This is a genomic window from Mycobacterium paraffinicum, assembly GCF_025822865.1.
Lineage (GTDB): Bacteria > Actinomycetota > Actinomycetes > Mycobacteriales > Mycobacteriaceae > Mycobacterium > Mycobacterium paraffinicum.
This window is the reverse complement of the sequence record NZ_JACKUR010000012.1, coordinates 93,384-118,787: the sequence shown is the minus strand read 5'-3', so window position 1 is coordinate 118,787 and position 25,404 is coordinate 93,384. Positions and strand designations below refer to the sequence as shown.

23 protein-coding genes and 1 pseudogene are annotated in these 25,404 nt (G+C 66.6%); 13 read left to right on the top strand and 11 right to left on the bottom strand.

Going from position 1 to position 25,404, the window contains the following annotated elements:
* The first annotated feature begins 22 nt into the window (after positions 1 to 22).
* The 5 genes and pseudogenes from H7J89_RS25850 to H7J89_RS02505 all read left to right on the top strand — a co-directional run bounded on the left by H7J89_RS25850 (position 23) and on the right by H7J89_RS02505 (position 5,222).
* Positions 23 to 1,341, top strand: a pseudogene (locus H7J89_RS25850) (TetR/AcrR family transcriptional regulator).
* Positions 1,342 to 1,478: 137 nt separating this feature from the next.
* A complete protein-coding gene (locus H7J89_RS02520; protein WP_264036177.1) occupies positions 1,479 to 2,525 on the top strand; it encodes a zinc-binding alcohol dehydrogenase family protein in 1,047 nt (348 codons plus the stop codon).
* A 79-nt stretch (positions 2,526 to 2,604) separates the two neighbouring features.
* Positions 2,605 to 3,285 (top strand): haloacid dehalogenase type II, encoded by a 681-nt coding sequence (locus tag H7J89_RS02515; protein WP_264036175.1) that lies wholly within the window; start codon positions 2,605 to 2,607, stop codon positions 3,283 to 3,285.
* A gap of 26 nt (positions 3,286 to 3,311) precedes the next feature.
* Complete coding sequence (locus H7J89_RS02510) at positions 3,312 to 4,763, top strand: dihydrolipoyl dehydrogenase family protein (protein WP_264036173.1); 1,452 nt, start codon at positions 3,312 to 3,314, stop codon at positions 4,761 to 4,763.
* 3 nt (positions 4,764 to 4,766) lie between these two features.
* Entirely contained in the window at positions 4,767 to 5,222 is a 456-nt protein-coding gene (locus H7J89_RS02505; RefSeq protein WP_264036171.1) for a cupin domain-containing protein, read from the top strand.
* A gap of 4 nt (positions 5,223 to 5,226) precedes the next feature.
* Here the strand turns inward: H7J89_RS02505 and H7J89_RS02500 are convergent, their stop codons facing one another.
* Positions 5,227 to 5,634, bottom strand: coding sequence for a VOC family protein (locus H7J89_RS02500; protein WP_264036169.1), 408 nt, complete (start codon positions 5,632 to 5,634; stop codon positions 5,227 to 5,229).
* Positions 5,635 to 5,763: 129 nt separating this feature from the next.
* On the opposite strand from H7J89_RS02500, the gene H7J89_RS02495 reads away from it, so the two are divergent.
* The 4 genes from H7J89_RS02495 to H7J89_RS02480 all read left to right on the top strand — a co-directional run bounded on the left by H7J89_RS02495 (position 5,764) and on the right by H7J89_RS02480 (position 9,619).
* On the top strand, positions 5,764 to 6,582 hold the full coding sequence (locus tag H7J89_RS02495) for an Rv0792c family HTH-type transcriptional regulator (protein WP_264036167.1): 819 nt from the start codon (positions 5,764 to 5,766) through the stop codon (positions 6,580 to 6,582).
* Between the two features lie 96 nt (positions 6,583 to 6,678).
* The gene (locus tag H7J89_RS02490; RefSeq protein WP_264036165.1) at positions 6,679 to 7,155 is read left to right on the top strand and encodes a hypothetical protein; all 477 of its coding nucleotides are present in this window, start codon (positions 6,679 to 6,681) and stop codon (positions 7,153 to 7,155) included.
* A 195-nt stretch (positions 7,156 to 7,350) separates the two neighbouring features.
* On the top strand, positions 7,351 to 8,166 hold the full coding sequence (locus H7J89_RS02485) for a lysophospholipid acyltransferase family protein (RefSeq protein WP_264036162.1): 816 nt from the start codon (positions 7,351 to 7,353) through the stop codon (positions 8,164 to 8,166).
* Between the two features lie 73 nt (positions 8,167 to 8,239).
* Positions 8,240 to 9,619 (top strand): WS/DGAT/MGAT family O-acyltransferase, encoded by a 1,380-nt coding sequence (locus H7J89_RS02480; protein ID WP_264036160.1) that lies wholly within the window; start codon positions 8,240 to 8,242, stop codon positions 9,617 to 9,619.
* On the opposite strand, the gene purQ is transcribed toward H7J89_RS02480, so the two are convergent.
* The 3 genes from purQ to H7J89_RS02465 all read right to left on the bottom strand — a co-directional run bounded on the left by purQ (position 9,616) and on the right by H7J89_RS02465 (position 11,322).
* Entirely contained in the window at positions 9,616 to 10,290 is a 675-nt protein-coding gene (purQ, locus tag H7J89_RS02475) for a phosphoribosylformylglycinamidine synthase subunit PurQ (protein ID WP_067203085.1), read from the bottom strand. The genes H7J89_RS02480 and purQ overlap by 4 nt on opposite strands.
* A complete protein-coding gene (purS, locus tag H7J89_RS02470; protein WP_264036157.1) occupies positions 10,287 to 10,526 on the bottom strand; it encodes a phosphoribosylformylglycinamidine synthase subunit PurS in 240 nt (79 codons plus the stop codon). The genes purQ and purS overlap by 4 nt, the downstream gene beginning before the upstream one ends.
* 61 nt (positions 10,527 to 10,587) lie before the next feature.
* Positions 10,588 to 11,322, bottom strand: coding sequence for an ATPase (locus H7J89_RS02465; RefSeq protein WP_264036155.1), 735 nt, complete (start codon positions 11,320 to 11,322; stop codon positions 10,588 to 10,590).
* Between H7J89_RS02465 and H7J89_RS02460 the strand changes: the two genes are divergently transcribed.
* A complete protein-coding gene (locus tag H7J89_RS02460) occupies positions 11,299 to 11,937 on the top strand; it encodes an MBL fold metallo-hydrolase (RefSeq protein ID WP_264036153.1) in 639 nt (212 codons plus the stop codon). The two genes, H7J89_RS02465 and H7J89_RS02460, sit on opposite strands and share 24 nt — an antisense overlap.
* Before the next feature lie 85 nt (positions 11,938 to 12,022).
* Here H7J89_RS02460 and H7J89_RS02455 read toward each other — a convergent pair whose 3' ends face one another.
* Complete coding sequence (locus H7J89_RS02455) at positions 12,023 to 13,690, bottom strand: FAD-binding dehydrogenase (RefSeq protein ID WP_264036151.1); 1,668 nt, start codon at positions 13,688 to 13,690, stop codon at positions 12,023 to 12,025.
* 48 nt (positions 13,691 to 13,738) lie between these two features.
* On the bottom strand, positions 13,739 to 14,443 hold the full coding sequence (locus tag H7J89_RS02450; protein ID WP_264036149.1) for a DUF2334 domain-containing protein: 705 nt from the start codon (positions 14,441 to 14,443) through the stop codon (positions 13,739 to 13,741).
* Between the two features lie 136 nt (positions 14,444 to 14,579).
* Here H7J89_RS02450 and H7J89_RS02445 point away from each other — a divergent pair, with 136 nt between their 5' ends.
* Together H7J89_RS02445 and H7J89_RS02440 are read left to right on the top strand one after the other, a co-directional pair.
* Positions 14,580 to 16,235 carry a DHA2 family efflux MFS transporter permease subunit gene (locus H7J89_RS02445; RefSeq protein ID WP_264036147.1) on the top strand — a complete coding sequence of 552 codons (1,656 nt, stop codon included), beginning with the start codon at positions 14,580 to 14,582 and terminating at the stop codon, positions 16,233 to 16,235.
* A gap of 84 nt (positions 16,236 to 16,319) precedes the next feature.
* Entirely contained in the window at positions 16,320 to 17,942 is a 1,623-nt protein-coding gene (locus tag H7J89_RS02440) for a DHA2 family efflux MFS transporter permease subunit (protein WP_372513697.1), read from the top strand.
* A 103-nt stretch (positions 17,943 to 18,045) separates the two neighbouring features.
* Here H7J89_RS02440 and H7J89_RS02435 read toward each other — a convergent pair whose 3' ends face one another.
* Together H7J89_RS02435 and H7J89_RS02430 are read right to left on the bottom strand one after the other, a co-directional pair.
* Positions 18,046 to 20,169, bottom strand: a complete 2,124-nt coding sequence (locus tag H7J89_RS02435) for a S9 family peptidase (protein WP_264036144.1) — start codon at positions 20,167 to 20,169, stop codon at positions 18,046 to 18,048.
* Positions 20,166 to 21,053: a phosphoribosylaminoimidazolesuccinocarboxamide synthase gene (locus H7J89_RS02430; RefSeq protein ID WP_264036143.1), complete on the bottom strand. Its 888-nt coding sequence runs from the start codon at positions 21,051 to 21,053 to the stop codon at positions 20,166 to 20,168. The genes H7J89_RS02435 and H7J89_RS02430 overlap by 4 nt, the downstream gene beginning before the upstream one ends.
* A gap of 64 nt (positions 21,054 to 21,117) precedes the next feature.
* Here H7J89_RS02430 and H7J89_RS02425 point away from each other — a divergent pair, with 64 nt between their 5' ends.
* Complete coding sequence (locus tag H7J89_RS02425; RefSeq protein ID WP_067203105.1) at positions 21,118 to 21,738, top strand: hypothetical protein; 621 nt, start codon at positions 21,118 to 21,120, stop codon at positions 21,736 to 21,738.
* Here H7J89_RS02425 and H7J89_RS02420 read toward each other — a convergent pair.
* The 3 genes from H7J89_RS02420 to purB are packed head-to-tail and all read right to left on the bottom strand — an operon-like array spanning position 21,703 to position 25,381.
* Complete coding sequence (locus H7J89_RS02420) at positions 21,703 to 22,722, bottom strand: tellurite resistance/C4-dicarboxylate transporter family protein (protein WP_264036140.1); 1,020 nt, start codon at positions 22,720 to 22,722, stop codon at positions 21,703 to 21,705. The two genes, H7J89_RS02425 and H7J89_RS02420, sit on opposite strands and share 36 nt — an antisense overlap.
* The gene (locus H7J89_RS02415) at positions 22,719 to 23,966 is read right to left on the bottom strand and encodes a cytochrome P450 (RefSeq protein ID WP_264036139.1); all 1,248 of its coding nucleotides are present in this window, start codon (positions 23,964 to 23,966) and stop codon (positions 22,719 to 22,721) included. The genes H7J89_RS02420 and H7J89_RS02415 overlap by 4 nt, the downstream gene beginning before the upstream one ends.
* Positions 23,963 to 25,381 carry an adenylosuccinate lyase gene (gene purB, locus H7J89_RS02410; RefSeq protein WP_264036138.1) on the bottom strand — a complete coding sequence of 473 codons (1,419 nt, stop codon included), beginning with the start codon at positions 25,379 to 25,381 and terminating at the stop codon, positions 23,963 to 23,965. The genes H7J89_RS02415 and purB overlap by 4 nt, the downstream gene beginning before the upstream one ends.
* Positions 25,382 to 25,404 lie beyond the last annotated feature (23 nt).

Below are 25,404 nucleotides of genomic sequence, written 5' to 3'. Positions count from 1 at the left end.
CCACGCGGGTTAGCCTGACGCGATGGCCCATTCCGATGTTCGAGACGAACAACGGTTGACCGCCAAGGGGCGTGCCACCCGGGACCGCATCGTGGAAGCGGCCGCCCAACTGATCGTCACCGAGGGCCTGTCCGCGGCGAACATGGAAAACGTCCGCAGGGCGGCGTCGGTCAGCGGTTCGCAGCTCGCCCACTATTTCGCCGACAAGAGCGCACTGATTCGCGCGGTCCTCAGGCGTCAGATCGGGGTGGTGCTCGACTTCCACCGGCAGCCCAAGCTGGGGGGTCTGGATTCCTTCGAAGACTTCGAGCGGTGGATCGACCTCAACATGCGGTACCTCAGGCGCATCGGATATTTCGGCACACCCACCTACCATGCGCTCGCAGCCCAACTGGCGAAGTCCGACGACGCGACGCGCGAAACGCTGGCGGCCGGCTATTGGCAGTGGGTCGACCTGCTCCAGACAGCGATCCAGCGGATGAAGGAGGGCGGCGCCTTGGTCGCGGACGCCGACGCTCGAGGATTGGCGATGGTCATCGTCGCCGCCCATCAGGGCGGGGGCACCTTGGCCTTCACCTACCGGGCGGAGTGGCCGCACGCGGACGCGGTTCGCTTCGCGATCAACTACCTACGCACCTTCGCCACCGACCCCGGTGAGCGGGTTGGGCGACCTGCGCGGCGTCCACGGGGCCGCCGAAAGACCGTCACGTGAGCGACGACAGCACAACGCGATTCACCAGCAAGGGACTGGCGACTCGCGCGCGCATCGTTGACGTAGCCGCCCGTCTGATGTTCGAGCGGGGCGTCGCCAACACCAGCATCGAGCAGGTGCGGCGCGCGGCGGGGGTGGGCGGCTCTCAGATCGCGCACTATTTCCGGGACAAACGCGATCTGACCCGCCAGGTCGTTGCCACCCGCCGCGAAGACGTGCGGGCATTTCACACCCAGCCACCGCTGGGCGCCCTGGACAGCGTCGACGCCCTACAGGCATGGGCCGACGCCTGCGTCGCCGACATAGACACCGTGTACCGCGTCGGCGGTTGCGTGTACGGCTCCTTGGCGGGTGAGCTGATCGACGCCGACGACCAGATACACGGCGATCTCTCCGCCGGCTATGACCAGTGGATCGACCTGTTTCGGGCCGGCCTAACGGCGATGCGCCGACGCGGCGAACTGCGCGCCGGCGCCGACCCCCGGCACCTGGCGGTGTCGCTGGTCGTCGCGCATCAGGGCGGTGCGCTGTTGACCTACGCCACCGGGGATCCGGAACCGCTGCGAACCGCCGTCAACGCCGCCGTCGACTACGTCCGCTCGTTCGCGACACCCACGCGCAAGCGCTGAGCCGAATCGCCCTGGACAGATTGGGATGTGTAGCCCATAATAATTGGGTCATCTGGCCCATTATGCGCGGGGCCCTCACCGCGGGTTTCGCACCTCCGGATTCGTCGGGGCGGCCAGGAATTTGGGAGGAGCGGCACGTGTCCACCATCGATGCACCCCAGCTGCCGAACGCCCCCGCGATGGTGCGCGAGCAGCCCGGCGGGGAAACGATGCGCGCGATCATCCTGGACGGGTTCGGCGGTCTGGACAGGCTGGTCTACGCCGATATTCCGAAGCCGCTGCCCAAGGACGGCGAAGTGGTGATCGAAGTCCAGGCCTTCGGCATCAATCACGCCGAGCTGCACATGCGGCGCGGGGAATGGGCCGAAGCCGCGGAAGTCAGCGGCATCGAATGCGTCGGCGTCGTCGACACCTGCCCGGGCGGCGAATTCCCCGTGGGCGCCAAGGTGGCGGCGCTGATGGGTGGTCTGGGCCGAACCATCAACGGCAGCTACGCGCAGTACACCCGCGTACGCGCGGCGAACGTCGCCCTCATCGAATCCGACCTGCCGTGGTCGGATTTGGCCGCGCTGCCCGAAACCTACGCGGTCGCTTGGACATGTCTCTTCCGCAACCTCAACCTGAAAGCCGGCCAGACGCTGGTATTGCGCGGCGCGACATCGTCGTTGGGCCAGGCCGCACTGAAGATGGCCGTCGCCGCCGGCGCGCGCGTCATCTCCACCGCGCGGAATCGCGGCCGGTTTCCCATGCTGGAGGAACTGGGTGCGTCGCGCGTCGAATTGGAAAGGGGCGACCTGTCCGACCGCCTCCCCGAGGCCAAGCGGGTAGACGCGGTCCTGGACCTGGTCGGCAACAGCACCATCCTGGACTCCCTCGACATGCTGCGCCGCGGCGGAACGGCCTGCTTGGCGGGCTGGCTGGGCGGACTCGACCCGATCGGGGATTTCAATCCGCTGCTGCGCATGGCAAGCGGCGTCAACTGGAACTTCTTCGGCAGCTTCGTCTTTGGAACTCCGGGATTCCCGCTGTCGGACGTTCCTCTGCAAGACATCGCGCGGCAGGTCGCCGAGGGCGCTCTGGAGGCCAAGCCATCTCGCGTCTTCTCCTTCGACGAGATACGTGAGGCGCACCGAGTGATGGAAGCGGGGGAAGCGGGCGGCAAGATGGTCGTAGTGATGCGGTGAGCTACGCCGTTTCAGCACAGGGGCTTATCGGGTACTTACGGCCGGACGTGCCCACATTGCGGAAGATCGAGGCCTGACCATGCCCACACCGTCCGTGCTGGTTTTCGACGTCAACGAGACGTTGATTGATATCGATTCTCTCGCACCGCTTTTCGCCGAACTGTTCGGCGATGAGCGGGTGCTCCGCGAGTGGTTCGCCCAGCTGATCATGCACTCGATGTCCGCGACGTTGGCGGACAGCTACGTGAACTTCTCCACACTCGCCCAGGGCGTGCTGCGCATGGTCGGCGAGATCCACCGCGTCGACGTCTCCGACGATGACCTGCACCGCCTGAAGACCGGCCTACTCACCATGCCGGCGCATCCGGACGCCGCGGAAGGGCTGGCGAAACTGCGAGACAACGGTTTTCGCCTTGCGGCCCTGACGAATTCACCGCCCAACCCGGATGGGCCGACGGCGCTGCAGAGTTCCGGGCTGGGCGAATTCTTCGAACTACAACTGAGCGTCGATGCCTGCCGCGCCTTCAAGCCGGCGCCCACCGTGTACCGATACGCGTGCGAGAGGCTCGGGGTGGCCCCGGCCGACTGCATGATGGTGGCCGCGCACGTGTGGGACACCCTCGGCGCCCAGAAGGTCGGCTTCAGCGCGGCGCTCATTACCCGGCACGGCAATCCGCCGCTGCCGGTCGACGGGCTGCCCCAGCCGGATCTCGTGGTGGGTGACCTGCGGGAGCTTGCAGAGAAACTCATCGACAACTGAGACACGCACGGGGAGGACCGCCGGCAATGGCAACAGACACAAGGGACTACGACGTCATCGTTGTGGGCGCCGGGCCGATCGGCCAGAATGCCGCGGAGCGCGCCCGAGCGGCGGGCCTGACTGTCGCGCTGGTCGAGCGTGAACTCGTCGGCGGCGAGTGTTCTTATTGGGCCTGCGTACCGAGTAAGGCCTTGCTCCGCCCGGTAATTGCCGTCTCGGAAGCCCGCCAAGTCGACGGCGCGCGCGAGGCGGTCAGCGGCCCAATCAACGCTGCCGGAGTTTTCGGTCGCCGCAACCGCTATGTCAGCGACTGGGACGATAGTGGCCAGGCCGACTGGGTGAATCAAATCGGCGCAACCCTGGTGCGCGGCCATGGCCGGTTGGATGGCGCGCGACGAGTCGGCGTCACCGCTCCCGGCGGTGCGACGTCCCTGTTGACCGCACGGCACGCGGTCGTGATCTGCACCGGAAGCCGGCCCGTCCTCCCCGACTTGCCCGGAATCGACGAAGCCAGGCCGTGGACCAACCGCCAGGCCACCGACAGCAGCAACGTCCCCGAGCGGCTCGCGGTGGTCGGCGCCGGCGGCGTGGGCGTCGAAATGGCCACCGCGTGGCAAGGATTGGGATCCCAGGTGACGCTGCTCGCGCGAGGTCCGGGACTGCTGCCGAGGATGGAATCCTTCGTTGGGGAGCTCGTCGGCCGCGGCCTCGCCGATGCGGGCGTGGACGTGCGTGTCGGCGTATCGATTCGCGCGCTGCACCGGCCCGACGGCGGCCTCGTCACCCTCGAATTGGATGACGGCTCCGAATTACAGGTCAGCGAGGTACTTTTCGCGACGGGCCGGGCACCACTGACCGACGACATCGGCCTGCAGACCGTCGGTCTGACGCCGGGCAGCTGGCTCGACGTCGACGACACCTGCCGGGTGCGGGCCCTTCGGGACGGTTGGCTCTACGCGGCGGGCGACGTCAATCATCGGGCGTTGCTGACCCATCAGGGCAAGTACCAGGGCCGCATTGCTGGAGCGGCGATCGGCGCGCGCGCGGCGGGTACCCCGTTGGACACCGCACCGTGGGGCCGGCATGCCACCACCGCCGACCATTACGCCGTGCCGCAGGCCTTCTTCACCAATCCCGAAGCCGCCGCGGTCGGCCTGACGGCCCGGCAGGCCGAGCGGGCCGGGCACCGGGTACGGACGGTCGACGTGCAAATCGGCGATGTGGTGATGGGGGCCAAGCTTTATGCCGACGGGTACACCGGTCGGGCGCGGATGGTGGTGGACCTCGATCGCGGACACTTGCTCGGGGTCACGATGGTTGGGCCCGGGGTCACCGAAATGCTGCACTCCGCCACCATCGCTGTCGCCGGTCACGTGCCCATCGACCGGTTGTGGCACGCCGTGCCCTGCTTCCCCACGGTCAGCGAGCTGTGGCTGCGGCTCCTCGAGGCGTATCGGGATGCATCGGACCATAATTGACGCATGGCCACCACAGACGGATTCCACCCGGACTTCGACGAGACAACACCGGAAGTCACCCATAACCGGGTGCACCACGTCAGGGCATCGGACATCAGTTCCGACACCGCGCAATCGGAGGGACTCCGTCGCTTCGCAGCGCTCAGCGGCGCGTCGGTCGGAGCTGAGAAGCTCTGGATGGGCGAGACACACGCAATGCCGTCGACCATCTCGTCCAACCACCATCACGGCGATTCGGAGACCGCCATCTACGTGCGCAGTGGTCACCCGGAATTCGTCTTTCACGACGGCGCCCAAGAGGTGCGCATCTCGACTTCGCCCGGGGACTACGTCTTCATCCCGCCTCACCTGCCGCACCGAGAGGAAAACCCCGATCCGAACACAACGGCGGAGGTCGTCATCGCACGCAGCACCCAAGAGGCGGTCGTGGTGAACCTACCGGCGTTGTACCCGCTTTAGAGCGCTATACCGTTGAGTAGAAGGCGATTTCGACCAGATTCCCGTCGACGTCGCGGCAGTAGTGCGAGGTCATCGGGCCGAGCACTCCGGTTCTGGTGACCGGTCCCGCGATGATCTGAACTCCGCAGTCGGCGAGGTGGGCGCGGACGTCGTCCGGGCTGCTCAGCGTGATGAAGCACAAGTCCTCGGAACCGGCCGCTTCGATCGAAGCGGTGGCCCACTCGGGATCACGGGCCAGCGCCCCGACCGGCCGCAGGTTGAGTTTCTGCTCGCCGAAGCGCAGGGCGATCCGGCTAGAGGGACCAAACGTTTCTCGCCGCATGCCCAGAACCCGCTCGTACCACGCGGCGGTGGCCTCGACGTCCTTGCAGTTCAGCACGACATGATCAATCCGTTCCACCACGAATCCCACGGTCACCTCCTGGGGTGTGCAGCCGAAACTTGCTTGGCGCCAGAGTAATCCGACGGCGGGTACCGGTATGCGCGACGAGGAGCGGCCGCGGCCTTTACGCCCTGCTCACCAGACGTTTTAATACGTCTTATGAGCACCCGGTCGCTCGACCTCGAGTCCGCCGATCTGCGAGTCAGGCGCGGCAGCGTGCCCGCGAGCACCCAGCTCGCCGAAGCGCTCAAGGCCGCGATCATCAAGCAGCGCGTTCCCCGTGGGGGACGCCTGCCCAGCGAGCGGGAACTGATCGATCGATCCGGTCTGAGCCGGGTAACCGTGCGAGCGGCAGTCGGACTGCTCGAGCGCCAGGGCTGGCTGGTGCGGCGCCAGGGTCTGGGCACCTTCGTGACCAACCCGGTAAGACAAGAATTGGGCTCCGGCGTGCGGACGATCACCGAGGTCTTGGCGAGCTCCGGGATCACTCCACACGTCGACGTGCTGTCCCATCGCGTCGATGAACCCCCGCAACGAATAGCCGAAACGCTCGGCTTGTCCAAAGTCCTTTGCATCCACCGGCGCTTTCGCGACGGGGACGTACCGCTGGCGCTGATGATCGCCTACCTGCCGCCGGGAGTGGGCAAGGCCGTCGAACCGCTGCTGTCGAGCGTGTCGGACACGCAACCCGCACGGGCGATGGAAAGCACCTACACGATGTGGGAGCGGCGACTGGGCATCCCCGTCGCCCGGGCCGGCTATGAGATCCACGCGGCGGGGGCCTCCGTCGAGGTGGCCGGCGCGTTGAATCTGCCGTTGGGCTCCCCCGTGCTTGTGCTCGAACGCATCAGCTACGGCACTGATGACAAGCCGCTGGAGGTCGTGGAGTTCCACTATCGTCCCGAACGGTACCGGTTCTCGGTAACGCTGCCCCGGACCATGCCGGCGCCCGGTGCGGGGATTGTCGAGCGGCGCTGAAAGACCGGCTTGACTCAGGCAATTCTCAACAGATTCTTCGGTGGCTCATGGCTGGTCTCCCAGCATCCGCAAAGCCACTGGCCGCAGCATGTTTTCATGACGAACGAGCCCATGTGCGCGAACTTGGTCGAACGTTACCTGCGCACCCGCGGGCGACGCTATTTCCGTGGCCACCACGACGGTGAATATTTCTTCGTCACCGGTGGCCGCGCTTCCGTCGCGAGGCGCCTGCACGTCCACCTCGAGATCTCGCCCGAACATGGCGACGTGCTGATCATTCGCGTGACTCCGGGGTGCTTCTTCCCCGCCGCCGAGCGCCCCTGGTTGGTGCACTTCTCTGACACCTGGAACCGCCAGGACCGCGAAGTCACCGCGATCGTGCACGGCTCCTCCGATCCCCAGCGGATCGGAGTGGTGGCGCGCAGGTCGCACTGGATCCGGCAGAACGTTTCCTTCGAGGACTTCGCGGCCTTCGTCGACCGCACGATCGCGGACGCGACCGACCTCTTCGCCGACTTGAGTCCCGCCGTCGAACTGCCGGCGGCGCATCCATTGCTGCGCGACGCCGGCTGATCCTCGCGCGGTGCCACCCGTGGTCACCGGGTGAGAGCGACAAGGGCTTTCTCTATACCGTCCGGCACTGTCAGCAAACGAATATGCCATTCTCCTATACGGAGAGTAAGCTATGTCAGTCTGGGGCAGCAGGTTTGAGATCTGCGTCACACCGGCAATCAATAGCAAACGACAACAACATGACAGCGGGGAGCCATGACAGGCAGCGGTGTTGAGGCGGCCGAAAACCCCGAGACCGCCAAGTGGGATCCGGCCTTCACCGAGCAGGTCAGCAATGCCCTGGGGCCGGTCATCAAGCGGTGGTACCGGGCCGAGGTACGCAATCTCGACAACATCCCGCCCTCTGGCGGAGCGTTGGTGGTGTCCAACCACTCCGGGGGCATGCTCACCCCGGACGTGTTGATCTTCTCCCCGGCGTTCTACCAGAGGTTCGGTTACGACCGGCCCGTCTACACGCTGGGCCACTACGGCCTGTTCATGGGCCCTTTGGACGGCTGGCTGCGCCGCCTCGGGGTCATCGAGGCGAGCCGCGAAAACGCTGCCGCAGCGCTGCACTCGGGCGCGGTGGTGTTGGTGTTTCCGGGCGGTGACTACGACTCCTACCGGCCTACCTTCAGCGCCAACTCCATCGACTTCAACGGGCGCACCGGTTACGTGCGGACCGCCATCGAGGCCGGGGTGCCGATCGTGCCCTCCGTCTCGATAGGCGGCCAGGAGACCCAACTCTTCTTGACCCGCGGCAACTGGCTGGCGCGCAAATTGGGGCTGACGAAGGCGCGCATGGACATCTTGCCGGTGAGCTTCGGGTTCCCGTTCGGGCTGAGCGTCATCTTCCCGCCGAACCTGCCGCTACCCGCGAAGATCGTCACCGAGGTGCTCGAACCGATCGACGTCACCGCCCAGTTCGGCGACGACCCCGACATCGACGAGGTCGACGCGCACGTGCGCGCGGTCATGGAATCGGCGCTCAAGCGACTCGCCGGTCAGCGCCGGCTCCCCATCCTCGGCTGACCTCCAACGACTGAGGGCGAGACGCCATGCGAAACTCGTTACAGCACAGGCTGATTCCACGGCGAGGTGGCGGGTGAAAAGGCTCAACGGCATGGACGCCATGCTGCTGTACAGCGAGACGCCCAACCTGCACACGCACACGTTGAAAGTGGCGGTCATCGACCCCGCCGAATCCGAGTTCGGTTTCGAGGCGTTCCGCCGTCACGTTCGTCGCCGACTGCACCTGCTGGAACCCTTGCGCTACAAGCTCGTCGACATCCCCTGGCAGCTCCATCACCCGATGTGGCAGGAGGACTGCGAGGTCGACCTCGATTACCACCTGCGGCGGGTGCAGGTGCCCGCGCCGGGCGGCCGGCGAGAACTCGACCAGGTGATCGGCCAGGTCGCCTCGACGCCGCTGGACCGCAGCCGGCCGCTGTGGGAATTTCACTTCGCCGAGGGGCTGGCCGGTGGGCGGTTCGCCCTGGTCGGCAAGATTCACCACGCGCTGGCCGACGGCGTGGCGTCGGTCAATCTGCTGTCCCGCGCCATGGATCTCGAGGACGGGCCGACCGACGAACGCGACAACGACGAAGCGGGCGTCACCGCTTCGACCGCCGACCTGCTGCGCGCCGCAGCCCGCGACCATGCCCGGCAGATCGCCGAGCTGCCGGCGCTGGTCAGGGACGCCGCCGTAGGGCTGACGCGGGTGCGCCGCCGGTCCAAAGAACGGGGTGACCACCCCGACCTCGCCGATGCCTTCGACGCACCGCCGACCTTCTTGAACCACGTGGTATCGCCTCAGCGGCGGTTCGCCAGTGCGACGCTGCCGCTGGCCGGCGCCAAGGCGACGGCCAAGGCGCTGGGCATCACCATCAACGACCTGATCCTTGCGACGGCCGCCGGTGGCCTGCGCACGCTGCTGTTGGCCTATGACGGCACGGCCGACCGGCCGATCATCGCATCCGTACCGACGGCCACCGACAAGTCGGGCCGGGTCACCGGTAATGAGATCAGCGGCCTCATGATCTCGTTACCGGTACACGTCGCCGATGCCGCCGACCGGGCGCGGCTGGTGGCACTTGCAACTCGAATTGCCAAGGAAGACCACGAGATCCTCGGCCCGCAGCTCTACGGGCGACTAATGGCCTACCTGCCGACCGCCGCCGCCCCGGCCGCTTTCCGGTGGCTGGGGAAGCGCGACGCGCCGAACAAGCTGATGAACGTCGCCGTCTCCAGCGTGGTGGGCCCGCGTGAGCGCGGGCACTTCGGCGGCGCGGCGGTCAGCGAGATCTACTCGACCGGGGTCTTGTCGCCGGGCGCCCCGGTCAATATCACCGTGTGGAGCTACGTCGACCAGCTCGGCGTCGCCGTGCTCACCGACGACCGGACGTTCAACGACCCACACGAAGCGACCGACGCCATCAGCGCAGCATTCGCCGAATTGCGTTCAGCCGCAGGGGTTTCCGCTTAGACCGAAAGCACCGCGTCCAGCGCCGAATAGAACAGGCCCAAGCCATCGTCGGAGGGGCCGGTCAACGCTTCGATGGCGTGCTCGGGGTGCGGCATCAGCCCGACGACACGGCCGTTGGCGGAGCTGACTCCGGCGATGTCGTGCAGGGAGCCGTTGGGGTTGTCGAGGTAGCGGAACACGACCCGGCCCTCCCCTTCCAGCTCGTCGAGCACATCGTCGGGGGCCACGTAGCGGCCCTCGCCGGACTTCAGCGGCACCAGCAGCTCAGCGCCCCACTCGAAGCGCGACGTCCAGGCCGTCGAGATCGACGCCACTCGCAACCACACATCGCGGCAGACGAAGTGCAGCCCGACGTTGCGAGTCAGCGCCCCGGGCAGCAGCCCGGCCTCGCAGAGCACCTGAAATCCGTTGCAAATGCCCAACACTGGCATGCCGCGGTGCGCGGCGGCGACCACTTCACCCATCACCGGGGCGAACCTGGCGATCGCCCCCGCCCGCAGGTAGTCACCGTAGGAGAAACCGCCGGGCACCACCACGGCGTCGACACCCTTGAGGTCGGCGTCGGCGTGCCACAGGCTGACCGCCTCGGCCCCGACACGCCGCGCCGCCCGGGCGGCGTCGACGTCGTCCAGGGTTCCGGGAAAGGTGATGATGCCGATTCGCGCCGTCACTTGGTCTCCCGGCTGATCGTCCAGTCTTCGATCACCGTGTTCGCCAACAGCGTCTCCGCTATGTCGGCCAGCACCGAATCGTCGACGGTTTCGTCCACCTCGAGTTCGAATCTCTTGCCCTGTCTGACATCTGAGATCCCCGGATGACCGAGTCGGCCCAACGCGCCGACGATGGCCTGACCCTGCGGGTCGAGAATCTCCGCTTTGGGCATCACATGAACGACTACCCGGCCCACCGGCGCTCCTCCTCAGATCTGTCTTCGCGCCAACTCTACCGGCGGAGGTGCGGCTCGGCCGTTACGGGCACGAGGCAATGTAGGCCTCGCACAGGGGCGCGGTCATGGCGTTCAGCACGGGGTCGTCGGCCATTGCCGGCCACGGGACCTGCGGCGGGCCCGACGACCAGAGCGTGAGCTCGCTGATCGTGCTGCTGGCCGGGTGGGCGAGCAGGTAGGTATGCATGACGACCGGACCACTGATCACCGCGGCCATCCGGCTCGTATCGTCGCTGGTGATCGATGGTGATTGCAATGGCGCACGTTGCTGGCAGGAGCGCAGCGCGGCGACGGCGCTGCTGAACACCGACCCGGCGATGGCGCCGCCGCTGGCCGTGTCGCCGCGCCAGTGCAGGATCTGTGCCTGCAACTGCCACTGCCCGTCCGGGTGGGCGACCGTGGCCCGTGCCACGACCGCCGAATCGCGGGGGTCACGTGGCACCGGCGGGGTGGCACACACCTCCTCGAACCGGAACCGAGGGCCGGGCGTCGACCCGGTCACCTGCGCTGCCAGGCCCGCCAGCGGGGGCCAGCTGTAAACCGGATCCAGCGGCACCGCACGGCGCTGGATCCACGCGGAGTCGGGGATCTGGTCACACACCGGCGGACAGGCCTGCGGCTCGGCGGATGCGGGCACGGCGACAATGAGAGCCACCGCGAGGCCGCCGACCACCACCATGGTCGCCAGGATCACCCGCATCGGCATCACCCCCGTCGGGGCACAATCGTAGTCATGCAGCTGACGCATTTCGGCCATTCCTGTCTACTCGCAGAATTCGACCACACCCGCGTGCTCTTCGATCCTGGAACATTCGCGCACGGTTTTGAAGGCATCACGGGGTTATCGGCCATCTTGATCACCCATCAGCACCCCGACCACGTCGACGGCAGCCGCCTGCCGGCGCTGCTCGAGGGCAACCCGGACGCCGCGCTGTTCGCCGACCCGCAAACCACCGCCCAGCTGGGCGCGCCGTGTCAGGCCGTACACGTCGGCGACGAGCTGAGGATCGGTGAGCTGACGGTTCGCGCGGTCGGCGGCACCCACGCCGTCATTCACCCCGAAATCCCTGTGATAGAGAACATTTCATTTCTGGTGGGCGACGGGGATCATCGCGCCAGGCTGATGCACCCCGGCGATGCGCTGTTCGTGCCCGACGAGCCGGTGGACGTATTGGCGACGCCGGCGGCCGCCCCATGGATGAAGATCTCCGAGGCCGTCGACTACCTGCGCGCGGTGGCGCCGGCGCGTGCGGTGCCCATCCACCAAGGGATCATCGCCCCGGATGCCCGGGGCATCTACTACGGCCGGCTCACCGAGATGACCACGACCGATTTCCAGGTGCTGCCCGAGGAGGACGCGGTCCAGTTCTAACCGCTACTGGGGTCGGGTGTCACGCCAGCGTGACGCTCGAGCGGCAGGGTTGTGCTGGTGTGACGTTCGGCGAAGGTCGAGGGAGCTAGGCGATGTCGTCGGCCACGCCGCGCCCGGCGGCCCGGCCGGAGAAGATGCAACCACCCAGGAACGTGCCCTCCAGGGCGCGGTAGCCGTGCACGCCGCCCCCGCCGAAGCCGGCCACCTCACCGGCGGCGTACAACCCGCTCAGGGGTGTGCCGTCGGCTTTGAGCACGCGGGCGGCCAAATCGGTTTCGATGCCGCCCAACGTCTTTCGGGTCAGGATGTGCAGCTTCACCGCGATCATCGGCCCCGCCTTAGGATCGGTCAGCCGGTGCGGTGCCACCACCCGGCCCAGCCGGTCTCCCAGATAGCCGCGGGCGGCGCGGATCGCGGTGATCTGGCCGTCCTTGCTGAACTTGTTGGCCACCTCGCGGTCGCGGGCGGTCACCTCGCCCTCGACCGTGGCGTAGTCCAGCGGCGCCACGTCGGGCAGCTTGTTCATCCCGGTGACCAACTCCCGCAACGAGTTTGCGCTCACGAAGTCCACTCCGCGGTCGACGAAGGCCTGCACCGGCCCCGGCGGTCCGGAGCGCGCCCGGTTACGCAGCAGCTCGCGCAGGCTCTGCCCGGTCAGATCGGGATTCTGCTCCTGCCCGGACAGTGCGAATTCCTTCTCGATGATTTTGGCGTTCAACACAAACCAGGTGTAGTCGTACCCGGATTTGGTGATGTATTCCAGCGTGCCGAGGGTGTCGAAACCGGGGTACAGCGGCACCGGCAACCGCTTGCCGGTCGCGTCGAGCCACAGCGACGACGGCCCCGGAATGATCCGGATGCCGTGCAGTGGCCAGATCGGGTCGTAGTTGGTGATGCCCTCGGTGTAGTGCCACATCCGGTCCGGGTTGATCACCCGCGCACCGGCCCGCTGGGAGATGCCGATCATCCTGCCATCAACGTGCGCGGGCACGCCGCTGAGTAACTGCTCGGGTATGCGGCCCATCCGCTTCGGCCAATTCTTGCGCACCAGATCGTGATTGGCGCCGATGCCGCCGCTGGTGACGATCACCGCGGGCGCACGGAACTCGAATTGCCCCACGGCCGTTCGTGACGACGCCACGCCCCTGGGCGCGGCCGAGGGCTCCAGCACCGTGCCCCGGACCCCGATCACCGCGCCGCCCTCGACGATCAACTCGTCGACCTGGTGGCGGTGCGCGAATCGCACCGCCGAGCGGTCCCGCAGCTGACGGGCGAAGATCTCGACCAAAGCGGGCCCGGTGCCCCAGGTGATGTGGAAGCGGGGCACCGAATTGCCGTGGCCCTGAGCGTCGTACCCGCCACGTTCGGCCCAACCCACCAACGGAAAGAGCTTGAGTCCCCGGTCACGCAGCCAACGGCGCTTCTCCCCCGCGGCGAAATCGACGTAGGCGTGCGCCCATTGACGTGGCCAGTAGTCCTCCGGCCGATCAAACGCCGCGGTGCCGAGCCAGTCCTGCAAGGCGAGTTCGTGGCTGTCTCGGATCCCCAAACGGCGCTGCTCGGGGCTGTCGACGAAGAACAGGCCGCCGAACGACCAGAACGCCTGCCCACCCAGGTTGGCACTGCTCTCCTGGTCGACGATCAGCACCCGCATGCCGCGGTCCACCAATTCACAGGCGGCCACCAAGCCTGCGAGTCCCGCCCCCACGATGATGGCATCGGCGCCGAACCCCGCGGCCGAAGAATCGCTCATGTCGGACCAGGGTAGTGCGCGTGCCGGGCGGGTCGAGGGGACGCTTGGTCAGGCCGCGTCGAGAATCGCCTTGTCGCGCCGCCAGCGGTAAACCGCGGGTGCGCAGCCGTGCATCAGCGACAGATCGACGGCGTCCACCATCGCCTGCAGGGGGCCGGGTTTGCGCAGGTGGCGAGCTGCGACGGCCACCCGCACCACCCCGCCGCGCCGGGCGATCCGCTCGGCGGACAGCACCACCATCCGGCACCACCACGGTTCGGTGAGGAAGCCTTCACCGATACCGAGTACCCGGGAGCGCACGGTGGTGTGCCGAACCAGGTCGGTGATGCCATGCAGGTCGGCGAGCAGGCGGAAACCGTTGTCCGGCAACGCCTTGACGACCCCCGGGGACACCACCCAGCCGGGCGCCGCGAACAGCCGCGTGCGCAGCCCGAGGTGCTCGAGCACCCGGTCGGCAGCCATCAGACGCAGGTTTGCCTCGTGCGCCCGAAGGATCGCGAACTCGCCGCGGCGCTTCTTGGTGGCCGCATCGTCATAGCCGTGCAGCACGATGGCGTCGCCGCCGGATCGCCGGGCGGTCAACCATTCGACGGTGCGCGGGTCGTGGTCGAGTCGGTAGTCACCACTGAGCCGGGGTGCCACCAAGAGCGACACCGGCACGTTGCGGGCATCCATTTGCGCACAGAACGCCTCGACGTCACTCAGGGTGCGTTCGCCTATCCCCGAGACCGAGACGATCAATTTTCCAGCCACACCCGCAGTTTGACGATCTCAGGTGTCGGAATGGTGAAGGACACGCAGACGGCAGGCGTATATCGATACCGCAGGTCCTGCCGATCCGCTCCGCGCGGCACGGCCCGCGGGCGACGGCAAAGGGAATCGGTTCGATATGCTAAGCAACGCCATGGATCAGGCCCCGTACGCAGCGGCCGACACCCCGCTGCCCTACGTCCCCGCCCCGCAGCTGGGCGAGGGTGAGCGGGGCTACCCCGACAAGCTGGACGCCGGACTGTTGCGGATTTCCGGCGTGTGCATCTTGGCCACGGTGATGGCGATCGTGGATATCACCGTCGTCAGCGTCGCGCAGCGCACCTTCATCGACCAATTCGCGTCATCGCAGGCCGTCGTCGCTTGGACAATGACCGGCTACACGCTGGCGTTGGCGACCGTGATACCGATCACCGGGTGGGCGGCCGACCGGTTCGGCACCAAACGACTCTTCATGGGCTCCGTCCTGGCGTTCACACTGGGCTCGCTGCTGTGCGCGCTCGCCGCGAACATCTTGCAGCTCATCATCTTTCGGGTGGCCCAAGGCATTGGCGGTGGCATGCTGTTGCCCCTGAGTTTCATGATCTTGACCCGGGAGGCGGGGCCGTTGCGGCTCGGTCGCCTGATGTCGATCCTGAGCATCCCGATGCTGCTCGCCCCGATCGGTGGCCCAATCATGGGCGGCTGGCTCATCGGAACCTCCAGCTGGCGGTGGATCTTCCTGATCAACCTGCCGATCGGAGTCATCACCATCGTGCTCGCGGCCATCATCTTTCCCCGGGACCACCCGGCGCGATCGGAGACCTTCGACCTCGTCGGCGTGCTGCTGCTGTCTCCCGGCCTGGCGACATTCCTGTTCGCGGTGTCGTCGATCCCGCATTGCGGGACCGTGGCCGACCGCCGCGTGCTGATACCGGCGATCATCGGTCTGGGGTTGATCGCCGGGTTCGTTGCGCACGCGTGGCGCCGTGCGGATCACCCCCTGATCGATCTGAGGTTGTTCCGCAACCCGGTGCTCACTCACGCCAATGTGACGATGCTGGTGTTCGCCGCAGCCTTCTTCGGCGCCGGCTTGCTGCTGCCGAGTTACTTCCAGCAGGTGCTGCACCAGACGCCGATGCAGGCGGGCCTGCGCATGATCCCCCAGGGACTCGGCGCCATGCTGACGATGCGGCTGACCGGACCGTTGGTGGACCGGCAGGGGCCCGGCAAGATCGTGTTGGTCGGGATCGCGCTGATCACCGCCGGCCTGGGCACCTTCGCGGTCGGCGTCGCCCGGCAGGCCGACTACCTGCCCACGCTGCTGATCGGCCTGGCGATCATGGGCCTCGGCATGGGCTGCACCATGATGCCGCTGTCGGTCGCCGCGGTGCAGGCGCTGACCCCGCACCAGATCGCCCGGGGCACGACGCTGATGAGCGTCAGCCATCAAGTGGGCGGGTCGGTGGGCACCGCGCTGATGTCGATGATCCTGACCAATCAATTCAACCGGAGTGAGAACATCGTCGCCGCGAACAAGATTGCGGCGTTGCAGCAGGAAGCCGCCGTCAGCGGGGTGCCGGTCGACCAGTCCGCCATACCGCGGCAGACGCTCGACGCCGGTTTTTGGGCCAACGTCGTACACGACCTTTCCCACGCCTATACGGCGGTATTCGTGATTGCGGTGGTGTTGGTGGCCTCCACGATCATTCCGGCGTCCTTTTTGCCGAAAAAGCCGGCCAGCCAAACCGTCGGTAAGTGGCAGGATTCCTTCCCCGACCCAAACGGCGGCCAATGAACCGAAAATGCCCTATCCAGCCGGTTACCGGTGCTGGCGGAGCCAAACGCCTAAAAGCGTCAGCGGGCGGGTACCTATCTCGCTATGCTCGGCCACACGATGCAGAAAGCCTATTCCGGCTTGACCGACGCCCCCGTGCCCACCGCTGACACAGGGGCGTCAGACGACGACGCCGCACCTAATTACCCCGACAAGCTTGACATCGCACTGCTCCGTATCGCTGGGGTGTGCGGACTGGCCTGCATCATGGCGATTCTCGACAACACCGTCGTCGCCGTGGCGCAACGCACCTTCGCCGATCAGTTCGGGTCGACCCAAGCCATCGTTTCGTGGACGATGGCGGGGTACATGCTGGCGTTCGCGACTGTGATTCCAATCACGGGCTGGGCCGCCGACCGGTTCGGGACCAAACGACTCTTCATGGGCTCGATTCTGTTGTTCACGTTGGGGTCCCTGCTGTGCGCCGTGGCGCCGAGCATTTTGCTCCTCATCGTCTTCAGAGTGTTGCAAGGCATCGGTGGCGGCATGCTCTTGCCGCTGAGCTGGACCATTTTGACTCGCGAGGCCGGCCCTAACCGGGTAGGTCGCCTGATGGCCGTCGGAGGGGTTCCGATTCTGCTCGGGCCAATTGGTGGACCGATACTGGGTGGCTGGTTGATCGGCGCCTACGGCTGGCAGTGGATCTTCCTGGTCAACGTCCCGATTGGCCTGGCGACGTTCGTCCTCGCTGCGATCCTCTTTACAAAAGACTGCCCGGCCCCCGCGGAAGCACTCGATGTCACTGGACTGCTGCTGTTGTCACCCGGGGTGGCGATCTTTTTGTGTGGTGTGTCGTCCATCCCAGGACGACACACAATTGCCGACCGCTACGTCTTGGTACCGGCGGCACTCGGCCTGGCGCTGATCATCGCCTTTGTCTTGCACGCCCGGCGCACAGATCACCCGCTCATCGATCTTCGGCTGTTCAAGAACCCTGTCGTGACCCAGGTCAACGTGACGCTGCTGATCTTCGCCGCCGCCTCGGTTGGCGCGACACTTCTGATACCCAGTTACTTTCAGCTCGTATTGCATCAGACGCCCATGCGGTCTGGGCTCTACATGGTGCCGGTGGGAATCGGCGCCCTGATAACCCTGCCGATCGCAGGGGTTTTCATGGACAAGTACGGGCCGGGCAACATAGTGCTGATTGGCCTCCCGGTGATGGCTGTAGGTCTTGGCATCTTCACGTTGGGGGTGGCCCGGCAGGCCCACTATTCCCCGATGCTACTTGGCGGGCTGGCGATCACAGGTCTGGGCGTGGGTTGCACCACGACACCGCTCTCGGCGGCGCTCATGCAGTCCCTCGCCCCGCATCAGATCGCCCGGGGCACCACCTTGGTAAGCGTCAACCAGCAGCTGGGCGGCTCGATAGGAGCGGCCTTGATGGCCGTCGTCTTGACCAACCAATTCGCCAACAACGAAACTCTGGTCGCCGCGAACAGGCTTGCATCACTGCAGGAAGACGCCGATAAGCGCGGGCTGCCGCTTGACCCGTCGGCGATACCACGGCAAGCTCTCTCCCCGGATTTCAGCGGCCATGTGATCCATGACCTTTCCAAGGTCTACACGCTGGTGTTTGTGCTGGCCGTCGCACTGGTTGCGTTCACAATCATCCCAGCGGCGTTCTTGCCGAAGACACCGGTAACACCCGACCCCGACGTTTCCTAACGGGGCCGGACTCCCCCAAGGCGCATCGCCGCGGTCCGCTGCTCGGAGTCGGTGGAGCCCGCCCTTGGACTTGGATCATTGACAACACCGTTGAGCCGCAGCGTCAAAAGTCGCGGTGGCCTTCGGCGACAGCTAACAGCCAGGCGTACTGGAATGCGGTCTCCTGCCACGCCTTGTAGCGGCCACTGACCCCGCCGTGTCCGGCGTTCATCTGGGTCTTCAGCAGGATCGGACTGTCGTTGGTGTTGGCGTGCCGCAACGCCGCCACCCACTTGGCGGGCTCGACGTAATAGACCCTGGTGTCGTTCAGGGAAGTCATCGCCAGAATGGCCGGATACTGCTTGGCCTCGACATTCTCATAGGGCGAATATGACTTCATATAGGAATAGACGTCCTTGTCCTGCAATGGGTTTCCCCACTCGTCCCATTCCGTGACGGTCAGCGGCAAGGAGGGATCGAGGATGGTGGTCAGCGGGTCGACGAACGGGACCTGCGCCAGGATGCCGGCGAAGAGATCCGGCGCCAGGTTGGCGACCGCCCCCATCAGCAGGCCGCCCGCACTGCCGCCCAGCGCCACCAGCTGATGTGGCCGGGTGACACCCGTGTCGACCAAGTGCCTTGCCACGGCTACGAAGTCGGTGAAGGTGTTCTTCTTCTCCAACAGCTTGCCGTGCTCGTACCACGGCCGGCCCATCTCACCGCCTCCGCGGACATGTGCGATGGCGAAGACCATGCCGCGGTCGAGCAGCGACAACCGAGCGATGGAGAAGCTGGGGTCGGTACAGATCTCGTAGGCGCCATAGCCGTAAAGCAAGGCCGGCGCGGGGAATTCGATCCCGGCGCGGTGCACGATGGACACCGGGATGCGGGTCCCGTCGTCCGCAAGGGCCCAGTCGCGTCGTTCTACGTAGTCGTCGGTGCGGTAGTTGCCGAGCACGGGTTGCTCGCGCAGCAAGGTTCGCACCCCGGTGGCAAAGTCGATGTCGTATACCCGCGCCGGGATGACCAGCGACCCCGCTCTGATTCGCAACTTGGGCGCATCCCAGTTCGGGTTGCCCGCGAGACCGGCCGACATCAGCTCCGAGTCGAACGTGATCTCCTCGGGCTCACCGTATTCCCCTCGGGAATCGATGTGCCACACCTGGAGCCGGGGCAAAGCCTCCCGCCGGTAGCTGACCACCAGATGGCCGGCGAAGGCGTCTACGCCGTCGAGTCGCACGTCGTCGCGGTGCGGGATCAGGGTGCGCTGCTGGGTCGGGTCGCTCACCGGCGCTTCGGTCAGTGTGAAGTTCACCGCGTCTTCGTTGTGCAGAATCAAGAACCGGTCCTGCCCACCGACGATCGCGTGCTCGACGGCGTACTCGATGCCTTCGCGACGCGGCAGCACGAGGGTGAACGGTGCGCGCGGATCGGCGGCGTCGGCGTACCGGTACTCGGTGGTGATGGAGGAACCCGATGCGATCAACACGTAGGCCTCGCTGCGGGTGAGCCCCACGCCGAGCCAAAAGCGTTCGTCGGCCTCGTGATACACCAACTCCGCGGCCTCACCGGAGCCCACCCGGTAGCGCCAGACCTTGTCGGGGCGGTGAGCCTCATCCAGGGTCAGGTAGTACACGGTGCGGTTGTCGGCCGCCCAGGTCGCCCCCGCCCCGATGTCGGCGATCTGGTCCGGATACAGCTCGCCGGTGCGTAAGTCCTTGAAGCGCAAGGTATAGCGTTCGTCCCCGACAGTGTCGACGGAATATGCCAGCAGATTCCCGTCCAGGCTGACGGTCGCGGCACCGAGCGCGAAGAATTCGTGGCCTTGGGCCTCGGCGTTCGAGTCCAGCAGGATCTGCTCACCGGGTACTTCGGTGTCCTCTTCCAAAGTCGGCGGATCCCAGTCATCGGGATCGCTTACCGGACAACGGCACTGGACGCGGTACTGCTTGCCTTCGAAGGTGCGGGCGTAGTACCACCAGTCGCCTTGCCGCGTCGGAACCGACAGGTCGGTTTCCTTGGTACGCGCTTTGATCTCCTCGAAGATTTTCTGCCGCAGGGGTTCGAGATCGGCCGTCATCCGGTCGACGTAATCGTTTTCCGCCTCGAGGTAGGCGACGACTTCGGGGTCGGACTTGTCGCGCAGCCACTCGTAGGGGTCGATGAAGACGTCTCCGTGATGCTCGCGTCGGGTCTCCTCACGCTTGGCGACGGGTGGCGCCGAGGCGCCGGCGCGTGTTTCCGTCATGCGCCGATCCACTCGCCGAAACTGAGGCCCGAAATGCGTTCGTAGGCATCGATATAACGGCCCCGCGTGGCGTCGATGATGTGGTCGGGGAGCGGTGGCGGTGGCTGCGAGCCATGGCGGTCCCAGCCCGACTCGGGACTGGTGAGCCAGTTACGGACGAATTGCTTGTCGAAACTCGTCTGCACAACCCCGACCCGGTAATCCTCGGCCGGCCAGTATCGCGAGGAGTCCGGCGTGAAGATCTCGTCGGCCAGCAGCAAGTTGCCGTCGCCGTCGGTGCCGAACTCAAACTTCGTGTCCGCGATGATGATTCCCCTCGTCAGAGCGTGGTCGGCGGCCTGCACATAGATCTGCAGCGTGCGGTCGCGCAGCTGGTTGGCATAAACGCCGCCCACCAACTCGATCACCCGGTCGAACGAGATGTTCTCGTCGTGATCCCCGAGCGCCGCTTTGGTGGCGGGGGTGAACAGCGGTTCGGAGAACTTGCTGGCCTCGACGAGGCCGGGCGGCAGGGTGATGCCGCAGACCTTGCCGGTCGCCTGATAGTCCAGCAGTCCCGACCCGGTGAGGTAGCCGCGCGCCACACACTCCACCGGAAGCATCTCCAGCCGACGCACCACCAGTGCACGACCCAGAAGCTCCTCGGGGATCCGTGGGTCATCCGGCGGCCCGGCCAGGTGATTGGGAGCGTCGACCAGACCGAAGAAGAAGACACTCATCGCGGTGAGTATGCGGCCCTTGTCCGGGATCGTGCTGTCGAGGACGTAGTCGTACGCGGAGATCCGGTCAGTCGCGACCAGTAGCAGATGTTCCTCGTCGACGCGATAGATCTCGCGGACCTTGCCGCTGGCCAGGTGCCGGTAGTCGGACAGTGCAGGGCGCATCGGGTCAGCCTATCGGGCACCCGGGAAGGGGTCCCCTGTCGGGAGCTGTGCTGGGATCGAGACCATGACCCCGCGGTTTTTGCCCTACTCCACCCGGCCCGGCCGGCTGATGGCCCAGCTGCTCAGCGACTTCGCCGTCGTCCTGTGGACCGCTATCTGGCTGCTCGTCGGTCTGGCGGTTTACGACGCCGTTTCGACGATCGCCGAGGCCGGCCGGCAAGTCGAGAGCGGCGCGCACGGCATCGCCGGCAATCTGGCGTCGGCCGGCAAGGGCGCCCAGCACATCCCCTTGGTGGGGGACGCGGTCAGCCAGCCGTTGAACTCCGCCAGCCAGGCGGCGCTCGATCTTGCGGGCGCCGGCCACGACCTGGACTCCACGGCCAGCTGGCTTGCGGTCCTGCTGGCGATGGCCATCGCCGCCGTCCCGATCCTCGTCGCGGACGTACCGTGGCTTCTCCTGCGGCTGCGGTTCTTTCGACGGAAATTGACTGTGACCGCGCTGGCCGCCACCCCGGCCGGCGAGCAACTCCTTGCCTTGCGGGCATTGACGAACCGACCGCCGGGAAAGCTCGCCGCGGTCAGCGCGGATCCGGTCGGTGGGTGGCGCCGCGAGGATCCGTTCACGATCCGGGCGCTGGCCGCGCTCGAATTACGCGCAGCCGGCATCTCGATCGGCCGGCTCTAGCAGCGCTCTGCCGAGGAGCAACAGCCCAGCGACGACGACAACGAGCCACGCCGCCAACGCATCCCAGAAGAAGACCAGCGAAACCGTCAGCAATGACCGCTCGGCGATCTCGCCCGCCATGGCGTAGCTGGCCGCGGAATACATTCCCAGCGGAAACACGAACGCCCACCACACGCCGGCGAAGCGCAACACGTTGGGACGCCGGCTGATCCGGTGCAGGCCGAAGTAGATCAATGGCGGTATCCACAGGGTGGCCGTCATCCACGTCACGACGGTGACGATGCGCACGGGCCCGGCCAGCCAGGTGGGGGCCAGGGGGTGGATGTTGTCGCCGGCCAGCGTCACAATCGCCATGCCGCCCATCAGGATCCAGGTGTCCGGCTCGAATCCGTCCCGGTCCTGTCGTTCGTTGACGACCCGCCACAGGATCAGCCAGGTCATCAGGCCGTAGATCAGGATCGCCACCGCCCACACCGCCACGGCTACGGTCAGCCACCAACGATGACCGGTGTGGTACGCCGCCCGGGCGATGACGATCGCCAGCCCGGAGCTTCCCACGCTACCCAGTTCCCACGCGCCGTGGGCGTGGTCGCGCAGCGCCGGCCAGTCGCGCGCCAACATGTTCCGCGCAGTGAGGCCGATCAACACCAACCAGGACGACAGTCCGACCGCGCCGAGTACCCGCAGCACCCACACATCGGATGACAAACGGGTGTCGATCACCGCGCAGGCGGCGACGAAGGTGAACAACCGAAGGGTGACATCGGGATCCGCCAGATCCCAGCGCAGTTTCTTGCGCCTGCCCACGGCCGTCGTGATCACCAGGGCCACCAAGAACACCAGGCCGACGGTGGCGGCGACGCCCAGCGTGTCACTGATCCAGCGGTAGCCGTGGTTGTGCGCAGCGATCGACAGAATTCCGGTCGCCATCACCGCGGCGAAGACGTCCGGCGTCGGTTCGGCATCGGCGCGCCGGATCGTCACCGTTCCTCGAGTAGTTCCACAACCAGGTGCCGGATTCCGGTATGCCGATTACTGCGAGCCCATTCGACCGGCCGCACGACCCGCACGCCGCCGAATCGGGAGAGCAGCTCCTCATAGAGCACGCGCAGTTCCAGCCGGGCCAGGTTGGCGCCCAGGCAATAATGCACGCCTTGACCGAACCCTAAGTGCGGGTTGGGCTTTCGGGCGATATCAAAATCGTCGGCGCGCTCGAATACGGCGGCGTCGCGATTGGCCGAGCCCTCCCAGATCTGGATCTTCTGGCCCGCCTCGATCGACTGCCCGCCGAGCGTGGCGTCGCGCGTGGCGGTGCGCCGCTTGGACGGCGACGGCGACGTCCACCGCACGATCTCCTCGACGGCGGTCGGCAGCGCGCCGAGATCCGCGCGCAGCGCCCGCAGTTGCTCCGGATGGTTGGCGAACGCCAGCAGCCCCCCGGCGACCGCGTTGCGCGTCGTCTCCGCGCCGGCGCTGAACAACAGGCTGAAGAACAGGTAGAGCTCGAGATCGGATAGGGACGGCGCATCCGCGTCGTCGACCATCGCGTTCGCGACGACCGACAACATGTCGTCGGTCGGCTCCGCCCGCTTCGACGCGATCAGCTGCTGGCCGTACTCGTACATCCGTGACCCGGCCTCTTCGACCGACAGCTGCGATAACGACGCCTTGCGCGAGCCGCCGAAGTCGAACTGCGGCTCAATGGCCTCGAACAGCCAATGTCGTTCGGACTCGGGCACTCCCAACAGGATGCAGATCATCTGCATCGGCAGCTCGGCGGCGATGTCGACCAGGAAGTCGAATGGTTCGCCGGGCGTCACCGCGTCCAGCAGCCGACGCGTCCGCTCCCGCAGATCGTCTTCGACCAGCCGGATCATCCGGGGTGTCAGCCCGGAGCTGACGAGTCGCCGTATCTGCGAGTGGCGCGGGTCGTCCATCATGTTGAGTACTTGCCCGGCGATCGAGAGGTCCTGCAGCAGCGTGCCGCCGTACGGTCGGCCGCCACCCGTGACCGATGAGTATGTCGCCGGATCCTTAAGCACCTCAAGCGTTTCCGCATAGGTGGCGACGGACCAGAAACCCTCGCTGTCGGGGGTGTTGTCGGTCGGCTCGTGCCAATACACCGGCGCCTCGCGACGGTGGATGGCGAACAAGTCGTGCGGAAATCCGTTGGCGAAATTGTCCAGATCGGTGAAGTCGATCCCCGCGAGCGCGCCGGCGAGGGTCACAGCATCGCGCCCGGGGCGTACTTCGCGGCGTCCGGGTAGCGGCTCACCAGCGCGTCCACCGTGGCGGCCACCTCGTCCACCTGATCGCCGGCGGCGCCGATGAACGCCTTCTTGTCGGCCAGCGCGGCATCCAGCGCCGCCCGGTCCAGCGGCAGTCGCTCGTCGGCGGCCAGCCGCTCCAGCAGGTCGGGCTCCGCGCCCTGCTCCCGCATGGCCAGGGCCGTCGCGACCGCGTGCTCGCGGATCACATGGTGCGCGGCCTCGCGCCCCATCCCCGCGCGGACCGCCGCGATGAGTACCTTGGTCGTGGCCAAGAACGGCAGGTAGCGATCCAGCTCGCGGCTGATCACCGCGGGGTAGGCGCCGAATTCGTCGAGCACGGTCAAGAACGTCTCGATCTGCCCGTCTATGGCAAAGAAGCTGTCCGGCAATGCAACTCGGCGCACCACCGAGCAGAACACGTCACCCTCGTTCCATTGCGCGCCCGCGAGCTCGGCGGCCATCGAGGCGTAACCGCGCAGCACCACCTGCAGCCCGTTGACCCGTTCGCAACTGCGGGTGTTCATCTTGTGCGGCATCGCCGACGAGCCGACCTGGCCGGGAGCGAATCCCTCGGTGACGAGCTCGTGCCCGGCCATCAGCCGGATCGTGTGGGCCATCGACGACGGTCCGGCGCCGAGCTGCACCAGCGCGGAGAGCACGTCGTGGTCGAGCGATCGCGGATAAACCTGCCCGACGCTGGTCAAAACCGTTGCAAAGCCGAGGAATTGAGCCACGCGACGCTCGAGTTCGGCCAGCTTTGCCGCGTCACCGTCCAGCAGGTCCAACATGTCCTGGGCGGTGCCCATCGGGCCTTTGATGCCGCGCAGCGGGTAGCGGTCGATCAACTCGCGCAGCCGGGTCAACGCGATCAGCGTCTCTTGCGCGGCGGACGCGAACCGCTTGCCCAACGTGGTGGCCTGCGCGGCGACGTTGTGGCTGCGTCCGGTCATCACCAGGTCGCGGTAGGCCACCGCACGTTCGGCGAGCCGCGCAACCACCGCGATCCCATGGGCGAAGACCAACTCCAGGGACCGCCGGATCTGCAACTGCTCCACGTTCTCGGTCAAGTCGCGGCTGGTCATGCCCTTGTGCACGTGCTCGTGACCGGCCAGCGCGTTGAACTCTTCGATGCGGGCCTTGACGTCGTGGCGCAGCGCCCGCTCGCGCTCCGCGATCGAGGCCAAATCGACGTCCTCGAGCACCCGCTCGTAGTCGGCAATGGCGTCCTGCGGAACGTCCACTCCGAGCTCCGCCTGTGCCCGCAGCACCGCCAGCCACAGCCGGCGTTCGGCGACGACCTTGGCCTCCGGCGACCAGATCGCGACCATTTCCGCGCTGGCGTACCGGGCGGCCAGGACGTTCGGAATGCTCACAGACATAGAGCTTACGATCCGGC